The 13,315-nt window shown below is 37.4% G+C and carries 11 protein-coding genes and 16 tRNA genes; all 27 read right to left on the reverse strand.

Annotation, left to right across the window (positions count from 1 at the left end):
- Position 1: 1 nt before the first annotated feature.
- The 27 genes from LIV57_RS08925 to LIV57_RS09055 all read right to left on the reverse strand — a co-directional run bounded on the left by LIV57_RS08925 (position 2) and on the right by LIV57_RS09055 (position 13,096).
- Positions 2-487, reverse strand: a complete 486-nt coding sequence (locus tag LIV57_RS08925) for a ribonuclease H-like YkuK family protein (protein WP_227942338.1) — start codon at positions 485-487, stop codon at positions 2-4.
- A 122-nt stretch (positions 488-609) separates the two neighbouring features.
- Positions 610-683, reverse strand: a tRNA-Trp gene (locus LIV57_RS08930).
- Positions 684-690: 7 nt separating this feature from the next.
- Positions 691-761, reverse strand: a tRNA-Gln gene (locus tag LIV57_RS08935).
- A 97-nt stretch (positions 762-858) separates the two neighbouring features.
- Positions 859-931, reverse strand: a tRNA-Phe gene (locus LIV57_RS08940).
- An 87-nt stretch (positions 932-1,018) separates the two neighbouring features.
- Positions 1,019-1,094, reverse strand: a tRNA-Leu gene (locus tag LIV57_RS08945).
- A 75-nt stretch (positions 1,095-1,169) separates the two neighbouring features.
- Positions 1,170-1,243 (reverse strand) — tRNA-Leu (locus LIV57_RS08950).
- Positions 1,244-1,608: 365 nt separating this feature from the next.
- Positions 1,609-1,680: transfer RNA gene (locus LIV57_RS08955), tRNA-Glu, on the reverse strand.
- A gap of 77 nt (positions 1,681-1,757) precedes the next feature.
- Positions 1,758-1,844: transfer RNA gene (locus tag LIV57_RS08960), tRNA-Tyr, on the reverse strand.
- A 206-nt stretch (positions 1,845-2,050) separates the two neighbouring features.
- A tRNA-Cys gene (locus LIV57_RS08965) sits at positions 2,051-2,132 on the reverse strand.
- 217 nt (positions 2,133-2,349) lie between these two features.
- Positions 2,350-2,421, reverse strand: a tRNA-Asn gene (locus LIV57_RS08970).
- Positions 2,422-2,425: 4 nt separating this feature from the next.
- Positions 2,426-2,499 (reverse strand) — tRNA-Ile (locus LIV57_RS08975).
- Positions 2,500-2,504: 5 nt separating this feature from the next.
- A tRNA-Glu gene (locus LIV57_RS08980) sits at positions 2,505-2,576 on the reverse strand.
- A 6-nt stretch (positions 2,577-2,582) separates the two neighbouring features.
- A tRNA-Pro gene (locus LIV57_RS08985) sits at positions 2,583-2,654 on the reverse strand.
- Between the two features lie 67 nt (positions 2,655-2,721).
- A tRNA-Arg gene (locus LIV57_RS08990) sits at positions 2,722-2,795 on the reverse strand.
- A gap of 7 nt (positions 2,796-2,802) precedes the next feature.
- Positions 2,803-2,876 (reverse strand) — tRNA-Lys (locus LIV57_RS08995).
- A gap of 68 nt (positions 2,877-2,944) precedes the next feature.
- Positions 2,945-3,018: transfer RNA gene (locus LIV57_RS09000), tRNA-Arg, on the reverse strand.
- 8 nt (positions 3,019-3,026) lie between these two features.
- Positions 3,027-3,094: transfer RNA gene (locus tag LIV57_RS09005), tRNA-His, on the reverse strand.
- Between the two features lie 568 nt (positions 3,095-3,662).
- Entirely contained in the window at positions 3,663-3,800 is a 138-nt protein-coding gene (locus LIV57_RS09010) for a penicillin-binding protein (RefSeq protein WP_227942339.1), read from the reverse strand.
- 220 nt (positions 3,801-4,020) lie between these two features.
- On the reverse strand, positions 4,021-4,281 hold the full coding sequence (locus tag LIV57_RS09015; RefSeq protein WP_227942340.1) for a hypothetical protein: 261 nt from the start codon (positions 4,279-4,281) through the stop codon (positions 4,021-4,023).
- A gap of 12 nt (positions 4,282-4,293) precedes the next feature.
- The gene (locus LIV57_RS09020; protein WP_227942341.1) at positions 4,294-5,313 is read right to left on the reverse strand and encodes a soluble NSF attachment family protein; all 1,020 of its coding nucleotides are present in this window, start codon (positions 5,311-5,313) and stop codon (positions 4,294-4,296) included.
- Complete coding sequence (locus LIV57_RS09025) at positions 5,306-7,003, reverse strand: APC family permease (RefSeq protein WP_227942342.1); 1,698 nt, start codon at positions 7,001-7,003, stop codon at positions 5,306-5,308. Before LIV57_RS09025 ends, LIV57_RS09020 begins: the two co-directional genes overlap by 8 nt.
- Positions 6,993-9,371 (reverse strand): hypothetical protein, encoded by a 2,379-nt coding sequence (locus LIV57_RS09030; RefSeq protein ID WP_227942343.1) that lies wholly within the window; start codon positions 9,369-9,371, stop codon positions 6,993-6,995. The genes LIV57_RS09025 and LIV57_RS09030 overlap by 11 nt, the downstream gene beginning before the upstream one ends.
- Positions 9,362-10,102: a hypothetical protein gene (locus LIV57_RS09035; RefSeq protein WP_227942344.1), complete on the reverse strand. Its 741-nt coding sequence runs from the start codon at positions 10,100-10,102 to the stop codon at positions 9,362-9,364. Before LIV57_RS09035 ends, LIV57_RS09030 begins: the two co-directional genes overlap by 10 nt.
- Positions 10,075-11,208 (reverse strand): AAA family ATPase, encoded by a 1,134-nt coding sequence (locus LIV57_RS09040; RefSeq protein ID WP_227942345.1) that lies wholly within the window; start codon positions 11,206-11,208, stop codon positions 10,075-10,077. Before LIV57_RS09040 ends, LIV57_RS09035 begins: the two co-directional genes overlap by 28 nt.
- 12 nt (positions 11,209-11,220) lie before the next feature.
- Positions 11,221-11,802 (reverse strand): DUF4919 domain-containing protein, encoded by a 582-nt coding sequence (locus LIV57_RS09045; protein ID WP_202843622.1) that lies wholly within the window; start codon positions 11,800-11,802, stop codon positions 11,221-11,223.
- Positions 11,789-12,445, reverse strand: a complete 657-nt coding sequence (locus tag LIV57_RS09050; RefSeq protein ID WP_227942346.1) for a hypothetical protein — start codon at positions 12,443-12,445, stop codon at positions 11,789-11,791. Before LIV57_RS09050 ends, LIV57_RS09045 begins: the two co-directional genes overlap by 14 nt.
- Before the next feature lie 258 nt (positions 12,446-12,703).
- A complete protein-coding gene (locus LIV57_RS09055) occupies positions 12,704-13,096 on the reverse strand; it encodes a VOC family protein (RefSeq protein WP_227942347.1) in 393 nt (130 codons plus the stop codon).
- Positions 13,097-13,315: the final 219 nt, after the last annotated feature.

Raw genomic sequence — 13,315 nt, forward strand, 5'->3', positions numbered from 1 at the left:
CTTACACCATCATATCAGCACAATTGGAACTGGCGAAGGCAAAAGGCTTTGCTTTAAACACATATCCCATTCCCAGAATATATCCCATAGCATCTTTCAGTGCTACATTGGATTTAAAATCCGGGTCGGTATTAATGTCTGCGTGTACCTCCATTTCCACACCATAAGCATCCAGCACAGAACAGATCGCGTATGCAATTTCAACGGATTTGTTGACTTCATTCAGCATTCGCTCCTTGATACTGATACTCTGTATTTCTCTTTCTTTTCTGATAAAGGTAAACGCTCCTTTTCCTTCACGAATAAACACTACTGCCGTAGCATAGTTGATGGCATCTCCGTATACATGAGAGTCTGACCCCACACATACTTTCAGACGGTGTCCGTTGGCCTGTTCGCGAATGATGGCTTCTTCTACCAGCTGTGTGATAGAGTGCTGGAAAATTTTTCCACTCATATTCTGCCATGTTTGTTGTTGCGTTTCCATTTTTTCTACATGTTTTAAATTTTGTTTTAAATTAATTTGTGGATTGTGAATCGTCAATTAGTTTTCACTGCCAATATTTTTAAATTCATTTGCAAAGCAAAATTCACTATTGACTATTCACTTGGCACTCCGAACCGGACTTGAACCGATACCATCAGTTTTGGAGACTGAGATGCTATCATTACACCATCAGAGTAAAATTGTTGATTCATTAGGACTCGAACCTAAACTCCAAGAATCAAAATCTTGTGTGCTGCCATTACACTATGAATCAATTTCATGAGTAATAAGTAATTGGTAATGAGTAATATTATAAATCAGTCAGGTATCAATGATTGTTCATTGCTTATTACTTATCATTCATGTTTTTGCGGAACAGACAGGAATTGAACCTGTACCTTTAGTTTTTCAGACTAACGTGCAGACCTTCTACACCACTCTTCCGGATTTTATAAGTAATGAGTAATTGGTAATATGAAAATCTATGGCTAGCATTATTACTCATTGCTTATTATTTATTACTTATATTTTTGGTACGGGAAGAGGGACTCGAACCCCCAAAAGCTTGATCCTAAATCAAGAGTGTCTGCCATTCCACCATTCCCGCAGTTTTTTTAAGTAATGAGTAATATTTTCTATTTTCATTATTACTCATTGCTCATTACTTATTACTCATATTCTGTACCTCTCCCCAGATTCGAACTGGGACTTTACGGGGTTTAAAGCCGTTTTCTCTGCCAATTGGAATAGAGAGGCGTTATTTTTATGAGTAATGAGTAATTGGTAATAAGTAATATTTTCTATTTTCATTATTACTCATTGCTCATTGCTCATTACTTATGTTATGCTAGGTTTGAGAAAGCTCTGTCTGTTTATAAATTATGCCTGCTAGTATTTGTAAAGATCTTCTGCTCTCGACAAACCTTTCTCATTTCCTAATGTATTTTGTTTAAAAAAGTAAAAGGCTGTCTGTTTTTATTGACTAAAGATCTTCTGCGCTCGACAGTCCTTTTTTCTCTTTTCTTCTTTTTTGTGTGAATGATAACTGGCCAATTTTTAAAAACAATCTGAACTTTCATGGTATTAAATCAATTCAATATTGACCAGCTATTCACATCCAGTACTCTATAAGGGAATCGAACCCTTGTTTTCTGCTCGAAAGGCAGGCGTCCTCACCGTTAGACGAATAGAGCGTTAATCCACAAACCAGGAATCGAACCTGGACAACAAGAGTACATTTCCTGCATGCTGCCATTACATTATCTGTGGTTGGTGGAAGTAGTAGGATTCGAACCTACTCAGCAATGAAGCAACAGATTTACAGTCTGCCCCGACTCTCCAACTTCGGCGTACTTCCCTGTTTTATGAGCAATTAGTAATTCATAAGTAATTCCTCATTTTTCCTTTTTGAAAAGAAAAGGTCTGTCTTTATATTGAATGTTTGGTTAAAGATCTTCTGCGCTCGACAGCCTTTTTCTTTTATTAATAAAGGATATTCTTTGTTATAGATGATAAAAGATCATTGATAAATGATTCTTTATATCTCCTATAATTTTTACATTGAGATGGCTATGGGATTCAAACCCACTCAGTTGACACAACGGTTTTGCAGACCGTCCCGACTCTTCTACTTCGGCGAACCATCAGATTAAAAAATAAAGTCTGTCTTCATTTATTTGATAAAGAACTTCTGCGCCTGACAAACTTTATTTTACCTAAAAATTTATAAATGATATTCTTTAATTTTTAATTCATCCGGAGAGAAGAAAAGCCTGTCTGTATTTTTCGTGTTTGGCGTAAGATCTTCTGCTCTCGACAAACTTTTACTTTTTCTCCTGAAACAATTAACAATTAGTTACCTGCGATTCTGGAAAGACTCGAACTTTCAACTTCCGGTTTAACAGACCGGTGCTCTGCCATTGAGCTACAAAATCATTGTAATTCCGGAAGGACTCGAACCTTCAACCTTCGGTGTATCAGACCGACACTCTAACCACTTGAGCTACGAAATCATTTGTATTCCATAAGGGGATCGAACCCTTGTCGTCCGGTAGAAAGCCGGATGCACTTGCCACTATGCTAATGGAACAAATTGTCTGGAAAGCAAGATTCGAACTTGCGACCTCCCGCGTCCAAGACGGGTAAACAACCACCGTTATCTTTCCAGCTTTGGGGTTCACTTCTGTTTCTTTTCCGGGAGACAGCCGGATGGGAAATTTTCCATGAACCTTTTGTGATTCCGAGAGGACTCGAACCTCTAACCCTGGGTTTAGAAAACCCATGCTCTCTCCGGTTGAGCTACGGAACCATTTTTGTAACCCCAGAAAGATTTGAACTTTCAACCCCCGGTTTAAAAGACCGGTGCTCTAACCATTTGAGCTATGAGATTGTTTTAAAGTCGTGAATAGTCAATAATCAATTCGCTTCGCTTGTCAATTTTAAAATTCACATTCTTTGTAATCTCAGAAGGACTCGAACCTTCAACCTTCGGTGCCGTAAACCGACGCTCTATCCAATTGAGCCATGAGATTTTCTTCTTTGGGTATCTCCGGGGATCGAACCCTGTTCTCCGGTTCCACAGACCGGCGCTTTACCAAATAAGCTAAAGAAACCATAAAAAAAAGCGCCTCTTTTCGGGAGGCGCTTCATATATTTAAACGTAAGAGATCATTAGCTGACCCACGTATATAAGCACCTTTTATCCACAATTTCACTATCAAGAATACATGCAACACCTGTCGGTTCCTGTCCGAATAGTCTTGAATATTGATTGAATATGTTGTGTAACTGTTTCATTTTATTTTTGTTTGTTTCTAAATTATTTTTAACTGAATCCTGAAAACCTGTTGCTTTCAATTTTCGGTTGCAAAGTAAATATGAATTTTTGGAATCCGCAAATAAATTTTCAAATTAAAATACTGATAATCAATTTATTACGTATTGTTTTTAGCATAGAGAATTTCTGTCCGCAATATTTTGCAGATATCTTAATTACCTAAATGACTGTCTCTCACCGGGTTGCTTATCACTCTATTTTATCGTATTAAAGTTTCATTGTTAATTAAAAATTTTTCATGTTTATGGTTATTTTTTTTCATTCTAAATAATTTCTGACCTAAAAAACAAAAAACGCCTCGGTTTTCCGAGGCGTTTCTGTTGTATTTTGATTAATTTTTTACGGGTTTACAGTAAATAATTTTCCAAAGTCAGCACATTTCGCCTCATTCCATATCACCTCATCATATCCGAATAATCCTTTGTTAGAAGGACTTTCGCATAGTTCTGCATTGATATGTGCTCTTTGTATTGTCATAATTTTCTGGTGCAAAGATAAATCTTTTTTAATATTATTTTATAATATTCACAAGGAAGGGTAATAAAAAGGAAGTTTCTTATCCTTATATATAATGCTTTTGATCACGCAAAGTTTTATTTCAAAAGTTTCTTATTTTTAGAAAGCTAAGAAGAATCAATTAAAAATTGATTTGATGAAGCTACCTGCTAAAGTTTATCATGCAAAGTTTTCTATTCCATTAATTAACGTTGTTCTTTTCTTCATCAAATTTTTCAACTTGTTGAAATAACTCTCCCTGATAATCGTACAGACTTCTATGTTTTGAAGTTGCTATAACAAAAACTTCTTTAGCTTCCGTTAATGAAAATGCAGGAAACTTCTCTTTAATTTCTTTTATTACGTGCAGTGATGATTTACCTTTTGATATTATTTCCTGTGCAATTTCAAAAGGATTTCTACTTTCATATTGAAAATGAAGATATTTACCCGTATTATCCATTTTATTTTCTCTTTAATTCCTGAACATTTTATTTCTTGCTGTTTTGAATCTCGAAATATCCTTTAGAATCACGTCATCACCGGGATTAAAATATTTCAGTTCATTAACAATTTCTGAGCGGGTATCTACTTTTTCCGCGATGATTTCATAGGCTATATTTCTGATTGCGGCCTGTAATTCCGGATCTTTCTTGAATTCATACTTCATGGCTTCCAGGTAAGTGATCTTTTTATGATCCGGAGTTTTCTCATACAAATTCTTTATTTCTGATTCCAGCTTTTTAACATCAAAAATATTGGCAAAATAGTTATTCAGACAGTTGAAGGCATCTTTATCCTCTTCCCAACCCTTCAATAATATTTTCTGTGCCTCCTCCGGCTTTTCCATTTTCTTACGGTATACCAAAGAAGCTTTCACCATCTGATTATTTCCTGTATAATCATCTGCAACGATCTGATAATAATAATGGGCATTTTTAAGATCGTTTATTTCTTTGTAAAGATCTCCTACTTTTTCTTTCTGCTCCATTTCTTTATAAAGCTCAATTGCTTTTTTATGCTGCTTTGCCTTTTCATAGCAAACCGCGGCATCGGATTTATTATTCAGTTTTTTAAGATATACTACCGCTGCTTCATTATAAAGTCCACCATTTTCCAGTGTTTTTGCACCTCTGTAATTATCCTGCAGCAGGTTCATATAGACTCTTGCTGCTTTTTTATAATCTTTTTCGGCAATGTATTTTTCGGCAAGCTCTTCATATTTACTGCGAATTCTGTCGAAAAGTGAATTTTCCAGATAGAAACTGCCGCTGCCGCCTCTTTTTCCTGAAGAATTTCTCTTATTCTGCTCCTTATCTTTTAAAGAAGTGATCACCAGAAGAATGATGAAGGCAACCACCAGGAAAATGGCTAATGTACCCATCACACTCCAGAAGCTTTCATGGAATAACTGGGCAACAATTCCGACAACCTTAAACATCGCCAGCAGCACGAATGCTGCCATGAATTTGTCTATAAATTTCTGTCTATTCATCATCATCGGATTTTAAAATGGTTTTATCTTCCCTGAAAAGACGATAAAGGAGCAACAACACACAAATTACCAGAACCCACACAAACCAGTTGTATCCAAACATCTTGACCAGCGGATAAAATAAGTACACAAGCATGGCTAAAAGGATAGCAATTAAAATAACCTTCACCCAGACAGGGACATTATCACCACCCACATTCAAAGATTTATTTTTAAACAGGAAAGAATACAATCCTACTCCCGCAATCATCAGAATCACCATATACAGGATGTCCGAGACAGGAGCCTTTTTTTCCAATGGTGTACCTTCCGTACCTATTGCCTTTACTTTAGCTTTGTCAATGGACGCCGAAGACGGATCCATCATATCTAATGTCCCGTAAAGTTTCCCTAATGAATCAGCCATTAACGCCTTTCTCTTTTTCAGAAGATATTTTACAACATCACCATTCACAGGCTTTCCTTTGGTGTATTGCTTTAAAGAATCTGAAATTTTACGTTTCAGGTTTTCTGTTTTCTGTTCTAGGTGTTTTGTAATTTTTTTGGTGTAAATGATTTTAAGAGAATCTCTGCTCTGTTTTTCTTTATTGACTAGCTTTTCAATATCCTTTCCTATTTCGCCGACCTCTCTGCCGCCAGCTTTTTTATAATTCTCCTTGTCTTTTTTTGTTTTGGATTCTATGATTCCGGCGTGAATAAGTTCCTGGGATAATCCTTTTCTCTCCCGATGATACATTGAATCTATCTTCAGATCAATTTCAGAGGTTCCGGACTGGAAAGCAATCATATCTGAGGGAGCTTTTACCGCATTGCCAGCTATTTTTCCTGAAGAAGGAGTTTTTTCTTCCTGTACAGAATTACTTTTATCAGAGGGTAAGGCAACCCTTAACACAATCGCTGCAATAATGAGCGCCCAGAATACTCTTCGGAAATTTTTTGTTCCTGCACTTTCATTCTTTCCATTGGTGCCCCGACCAAATAATACTTCCAGCCATGTAAATTTAGCAAAACCATCTCCCCGGGAAGTTCCCATAACATCAAGAGAAACGCCTAGTTCTACTGCGCGTTCGGGATACTTTTCAATATACTGTAAATATTTTTCTATTTCTTTTTTGTTCCCTGCCATTACTTTTTTAAGGTCAAACGGCAGATTGTTCATCCATTCTTCTTCGGTTTGTTTGGGCTGTAATGCTTCCATAACCTGTTCATCATCCACTTCAACCGTATAGCTTTCTATTTTTTGAGGAATTGAAACACCATTCAATGGTTTTCTAATGGTTTCTTTGATCATTTCCGGATGTTGAATCAGAGAAAGCCAGTCAATTTCCTCAGACAGTTTTACCAGTCCGAATTCAGGATGCATAATCAGAAACCGGGAATCAAGCTGAGCCCAGTCTTCTGTGTTTATTTTAGGATAAAAGATGGTATTTTCCGGGATGAAAAGTCTGTCGTCCACACTTTGAAAGTAAGCGTTTCTGCCTATTTCCTGTGGAGCATGATCTTTAAAAACAAGAAAACAGCCATACAGCACATTGGGACGATCAGCCGGAACAGCAAAAGACTGTACCTGATTTAAATGAATCCCCAGCGTTTCCATTTCCTGAAGCCACACCACAGGCGAGGAGCCTCTGATCAGAAGTCCTTTTTTAGGATAGCTGTTTTTCGGGAAAGGTTTTATTCTAAGCTCCATAATCCACAATCTGTTCTATAAACGGTTTTAAAAACCTGTCACACATATCATCAATTGTTCTTACTTTCAACAGGGCATGTTCCGGAAGGTAATATTCTGATCCTCCAAATTCCGTATAAGTAGCCAGCGAGAGAAATCCTCCCAATGTAGAAGGAATGAAGAATTCTTCAATACTCTTGTTACTGCTTCGGAAAGTCAGCATTCCCCGTGAATCGGTAATAATTTCGCTTCCATCAGGAAATGTAAATTTATTTTTATTCTGCTCTGCAAAGATTCTGATATCATATTTATTCTTAGAAAAGTTCAGCGTATTTTCAGAAGCACTGTATAATTCATTTCCGGAAACGACCAGATTTTCATGCTGATTAATTCCGATTTTATTGAAATTATTGATGATCTTCAATCCGCTTCCTTTAAGCTTGGCGACTTCGGCTTCGGCTTTTATATTATTTTTTTCAAATTCTTTCTCTTTTCCGGTAATAGGTTCTACGGAAATATTTCCATCAATATTAATTTTGTAATGGGTAACATTATCAGGATGATGGAGATAAAAATTCCGTCCGAAATAGATCAGCTGAAAATATTCCGGAATATTCAGTCCTGTAAGGTTTTGGTCGGAATACTCTCCTGTATTAAGATTTAGCTTTGAAATCAGTTTCTGATCAGACTGATACTGACATAAAATAAAGTGCTGCTGCCTGTTTTTTGACAAGGCAAACTGTCCTTTGGGTTTTATGGAAATTTTATCAAACAACACTTCACAGCCATGATGGGTTTTATAATAATCATAGGAATGTCTGTCATAATAGTTATCGGAAAGATAAGTCTTCAGCAATTGTTTTTTTGAACTCAGAATGAAAAACTCTCCATCATACAGAAACTTAGCAATTTTATTAACAGGTGTCGGGAACAAGATCGGATAGTTTTGCGGAAGATCTGTTTTCTTTCCGTTGAAATTTTGAACGGATTGTTTTTGCTGCGGTGGATTGGCCCACAGTTCCTGCAATGGAAGTTTTATTTTCTGGATATGCTTTCTCGCTCCTTTGTGATGTTTGTAAAAATTGATTTCACCATCTGAGGCTGTCGTTACCAAAAACTTCAGTTGATCCCTGTTCTGATGTACAACCCGCTGAATCTTCTCATCAGCCATGTTATCCTGATGGGTAATGAAGAAAACTTCAATATCATTTTCTGAGTGGTTTTCATTAAAAAACTTCTCCAGTGCTTCTGAAACTTCCAGCACAGCACTTACCTGATTAAGGTTTTCCACTACTTCTTCCACTTTGTTCAGCGCAATGGGAGTAGCTGCCTGTCCTAAAGCGAAGATTTTACATTCAGAATGGGCTTTTGGGTGTTTGATAACCGCTATTGCCGAGGCGTAAGCTAATACTTTTGGAGTTCCCCAGTTTCTGAGGGAAGTGTCAATCAGGATAATTCTTTCAAAAATATTTTCTTCAGGCGGAATTTCTCTTTGCATATACAATGCCTCGTTATTCGCAACACGATTCATAAAGACATCATCTTCGTTGGCAAATTCGGAAAGAAGCATCCGGTGGAAATCACCTTTGTTGGTCATATCAGAAATTCCTCCGATAGGCTGTTCACCGGGAGAAAGATGGCGCATGGGAATTTTCAGCCCGCTCCATATTCTTTTGATCAGGCTTCCTATCTGAAAAGTCTTTGGTTCATCAGTTAATTCTTTGATAAAATCTTTATCCGTATCTGCTGTTGTCTCTTCTTGTACTACCTCATCATCCAGTTCCGGCTCATCAACCAGTCCTTTCATGGCATCGATGACAGACTGTACTGTAGGAAATTTTTCATTCAGATTCAAAGCACTCAGATCTTTGTTTAAAGCTATTGAACCTTCGTCTTGTTTTTCCGCACTGATCGCTAGTTCCTGAGGTCGTTTATAATAGATCTTTAAATAAATATCCGCATGAAGAGAGGCCACCCTGTTATGACTATTGCTGAACAAAGTCTGGAGCAATACAATTCTGTTCTGTTTCTCCTTATAAACTTTGGGTAGTGATTTTATTTTTTCAAGGAATTCAATTTGCTTTTCCACGTTGAACTCAAAATCTTCACCGCTATAAAACTCAGCTGTACGTCTTAGCGGGCCTGCAAAGTCCGTATATCCATCCTGCATCGCATACAAAACCATAAGCAATGCCCCGAACGGAGGCCATCCCTGCGGCTGAAGCTCTTTCAGGATCTCCATTAGATAAGGCCTGTAAGCTATGGCTCCTACTCCGGGAATGGAGAGGAGATTGTTTTCATGATAACCGGAATCACCGGGAACATCTTCATCAGTTTTCCATTCCCAAAAATAATTTTCATAGGACTGGAAATAAGCCTTTAATTCCATTCTCTTGATTTTTCTGTCAGGCGGAATGAGCTTACGGATAATGGACGGAAGTCTGTTTCTTTTATGGAAAGATAATTCCCATTTCCATCCCACAGCAGCCACCCTTCCTCTTGATTATATTTTTGCTGCAACAGTGTGCTTAGGTTTTTAAATTCAAAATCCAGACCTGCAGGCAATAAATGTCTGTCCTTTGTCCAGTAGGTCTTTCCGGGAAAGCTCAATAATGGAGTTCCCATAAACAGGGCTTTATCCCCCATAACGGTCCATTTTATTTTTTCAAGCTTAAACTTCGGTAACGCAGCGATACTTTCTTTAATATCGGCAATGTTGCTCAGCAAAGCGATAACCGGATGTTCTTCATTGCTTTCTTTTAGTTGTATCCGAACCTGTTCATAAATCCCAAAATAGTTTTGGTTTGAAGGTGGAAAACTAAGCTGCAATGCTTTGTCTATCGGAATCCAGAGCAAAGCTGTCCGCATTTTTTTGCTTGGAACCAAAGCATCTTTTCTGAATAAAAGCCCATCACGAAGTTCATACAGAATAAAGTCCGGCAATTGTTGTAGCTCCGGAGCTGCTGCCTGTTCATCGGTAAAGCCTTTCAGCCAGACCGTATCTCCATCCATGGCAATCAGAATATTTTTCCAGTCTCTGATGGAACCCAGAAAATCTTCATCAGAACGGGGAAGTTCTGCCCGGAATTCTTTTAAACGCTTTGAAGAATCTTCTGCCATAAGCTTTCAATTTCCTGCTGAATATATTGTTTCTGTTCCGGATTTCTGATCCAGTCGCAACGGGTCTGCAGATATCTCAGTTTATCTTTAATCACATTTTGCTCTTCAAAGCTCAGCATTCCGCCATCCCATTTCTCCACCAGAATTTTTACGTCTTTCATGACTTCTTCAGGGTTGGGAGTTTTGTTCTGCATAGCCTGAGGATGGGAATCCGGATGATTATCTTTCTCAATCGTTCTGTTGATAATTCCTTCCAGAATTTCAATCTGTTCTTCTGTATCCCAGATATGTTTCAAAACCCACAGATCGGAAAGTACAGCTTCTTTTCTTCCGCAGATCAGTGCACTTGCAGCAATCAGATTCTGAAGCTTCACCGCTCTACGATCGGAAATGGCAATACCTGTATTTCTAAGGTTCATAATGGTATTCAGGTAGACTTCATAGATGGGTTTCAGATCTATTGTTCTGCACAGCTTCTGAAGTTGTCTGATCTCATCAGCATGAATTTCCGGAATTTCCGTTTCTTCTTCATTTTCCAGCTTTCTCCCTGCCAAAAGTACTTGCTGTAAAAGTTCAGGATTCACATAGTCTACATTGATTCTTACCAGAAAACGGTCAAATAATGCATTCAGTGCTTCATCTTCCGGAAGAACGTTACTTGCTCCCACAAACATCAGTGCAGGTAAGTGCTTTGTTTCTTTTCCTCTTTTAAAAATCTTCTCATTGAGTGCCATCAAAAGGGAGTTCAGAATAGCAGAATTGGCATTGAAAATCTCATCCAGAAAAACCATGGAAGCCTCAGGCATCATTCCTTCCGTATTGGTAAGAAGTTCCCCCTCTTTCAATTTTCTGATATCAAAAGGTCCGAAAATCTCGTTCGGTTCTGTAAAACGGGTTAGTAAATATTCAAAGTTTTTTCCGTCTTTCACGGTTTTTGCCAGGGTTCTGACAATGGCTGATTTTGCAGTACCCGGAGGACCATATAAAAAGGCATTTTCTCTTGCCAAAAGGCAGATCCCCAACAGATCTACGACATCATTTTTGCCTACAAAAGTTTCTTTTACGTAGTTTAGAACTGTATTAAGCTGATTTATATTCTGGTTCATTGACTTAAAAAATTAAAATTTCCACCATTTTTTCTTTTGGGGTTTCTGTTCTTCTTTACTTTCTGCCTGTTCATTTCTTTTGCTGAATGAAAAGGCCATTCTCTTATAAGGATCTTTGATATCAAAGTACAATTGAGATCCGTCATCAAGAGTAAGTGCATCCATGATCTTATTTCCATCCCTGACCAGACTTTGTGAAATATCCTGTTTATTGAAATGATGTCTGATCAGATCTCTTTCGTCGGAAATTCTTGTAATAATATAGGGAGAATCCCTGGTTCCGTCTCCTGTTTTTTCAAGGCATTCAAAAATAAGCTGTGCTATTGTCATTTCAATACTTCGTCCTTTATCTTCGCCCAGTTCTTTGTACGCAAAATATTTATAAATATGGGCTCTCGGACTCAGCAAAATATTGACGTTTACATATTGTATAACCTCTTCAAACTTTCCTTCATTGAGTAAATCCTGCATGTTTTCAATATCTTCCGAATAGGGATCATATTCAGGATCATTGATTACTAACTCACGGCATTTCAGGAACGTTTCTTTGGTGGGGTCCGCTAAAAATTCAAATACTTTCTCATACGTTTTCATTATTATCTTCGGTTATAGTTTTTAATTCTCGCCAGAATGCGTCTTTGTGCATTCCGAATTCGGCAATCAGTTGTTTATTGATAAACGGAATTTCTGCCAGTTTATCATCTTTTTTTTCAACAATTCTTTCCAGATATAGCTTTCTGTAGGTACTGTCTTTCAGTTCTTCAGGCCAATTTACGTTTTTCAGATCAAGATCATATCCTATTCCGGAATAGTGAAACTGTGTCAGAATATTTTCCAGCATGGGGATTAAAGCATCTTCGGGATCCACAGTATGTAAAGCAGTCATTACCTGTGGCAAAAATCTGAGTGACATATCTGCGGATAAGATGGAAGGAATATCCCGTGTTCCTTTGAATCCGCGAATAAGATTTTCAATATCCTTTTCGGTATTTTCTCTGATGAGATAAAGCTGTGCGCTGTGATAGAGAATCTTGGCGGCCCATACGGCTGTCTGTTTGTTACAGATTAACCGGTCTGATAAAAATTCAAGTCTTTCTTTTTCGAATTCTGTTTCAAAATAATCTCCTGCTTCCGCCTCTTCCTGAGGGGAGATTTGCTGTAAGCTTGAAAAAAGAGTGATACATTCTTCCTTACGAAGCAAAAAGATCGTGTCTAAAAACGGTGACTTGGTTTCCATGATCTAACAAAAATAAAATTATTTCGGTGAGAATAAAATTTTTGTGGGGAAGATTCTTGTTAAATATGGATTCTTTGAAGTAATTATAAGGTTGGAAAGCGCAAAGGCGCAAAAGGTTATAAGCATTATGCTGTTTTTAAGGCGCAAGAAAATCAAAGATTTTCAGCAAGGTAAATCTTACCATCTAAACCTATAAGGTTTGAAATTACGTGTTCATTACTATTAAGATCAATTTGTCGCTAAAGCGACTCGCAATGACTACTGTGATACAATTTCAATGATATTATTTTCCGGATCAAGGATCACGCTTTCGTAATATCCGTCTCCAGTTGTACGTGGTTCTCCGGCAACGGTGTATCCGTCTTTTCTCAGCATTTCTGTAAGCTCGTCTACTTTATCTTTGCTACCAACAGAAAATGCGAGATGGATAATCCCATACTGTTGAGATTCGTAAGAGTTTTCAGTTTCTCTGATATCCGGTCTGGTCATAATTTCAAGGCGACAGCCGTTCTCAAAACTTAAAAAATAGGATTGAAAATTTTTAACAGGATTGTGATACTTTTCATTGGAAACGGCTCCGAAATATTTCTGATAAAATGCTCTGGATTTTTCAAGATCTTTCACCCAAATAGCGATATGTTCAATTGTCATAGTTTCAATTTTACGGTTTGATTGTTGCAAAAGTAGCCGCTGGCCTTCAACGATACCCGCTCCACATTATTCTTTTATTGTTCTGTATTTACCAGGTTAGGTTTTCGATTATACGAAGGTTTTTGTTAAAAATATTATTTAAAGCATTTATTAATAACATCTTATACATTTTATTAATAAGACGTCGTTTCATTGTTTCCATTTTCGTAATTACAGAAA

It is taken from the genome of Chryseobacterium sp. X308 (assembly GCF_020733145.1).
In the GTDB taxonomy this organism is placed as follows: domain Bacteria; phylum Bacteroidota; class Bacteroidia; order Flavobacteriales; family Weeksellaceae; genus Chryseobacterium; species Chryseobacterium cupriresistens.

What these genes read in the sequence shown, in the direction of transcription:
- LIV57_RS08925 (WP_227942338.1), bottom strand. Translation starts at nt 487, where the DNA reads ATGGAAACGCAACAACAAACATGGCAGAATATGAGTGGAAAAATTTTC.
- LIV57_RS09010 (WP_227942339.1), bottom strand. Translation starts at nt 3,800, where the DNA reads ATGACAATACAAAGAGCACATATCAATGCAGAACTATGCGAAAGTCCT.
- LIV57_RS09015 (WP_227942340.1), bottom strand. Translation starts at nt 4,281, where the DNA reads ATGGATAATACGGGTAAATATCTTCATTTTCAATATGAAAGTAGAAAT.
- LIV57_RS09020 (WP_227942341.1), bottom strand. Translation starts at nt 5,313, where the DNA reads ATGAATAGACAGAAATTTATAGACAAATTCATGGCAGCATTCGTGCTG.
- LIV57_RS09025 (WP_227942342.1), bottom strand. Translation starts at nt 7,003, where the DNA reads ATGGAGCTTAGAATAAAACCTTTCCCGAAAAACAGCTATCCTAAAAAA.
- LIV57_RS09030 (WP_227942343.1), bottom strand. Translation starts at nt 9,371, where the DNA reads ATGGAATTAAAGGCTTATTTCCAGTCCTATGAAAATTATTTTTGGGAA.
- LIV57_RS09035 (WP_227942344.1), bottom strand. Translation starts at nt 10,102, where the DNA reads ATGGCAGAAGATTCTTCAAAGCGTTTAAAAGAATTCCGGGCAGAACTT.
- LIV57_RS09040 (WP_227942345.1), bottom strand. Translation starts at nt 11,208, where the DNA reads ATGAACCAGAATATAAATCAGCTTAATACAGTTCTAAACTACGTAAAA.
- LIV57_RS09045 (WP_202843622.1), bottom strand. Translation starts at nt 11,802, where the DNA reads ATGAAAACGTATGAGAAAGTATTTGAATTTTTAGCGGACCCCACCAAA.
- LIV57_RS09050 (WP_227942346.1), bottom strand. Translation starts at nt 12,445, where the DNA reads ATGGAAACCAAGTCACCGTTTTTAGACACGATCTTTTTGCTTCGTAAG.
- LIV57_RS09055 (WP_227942347.1), bottom strand. Translation starts at nt 13,096, where the DNA reads ATGACAATTGAACATATCGCTATTTGGGTGAAAGATCTTGAAAAATCC.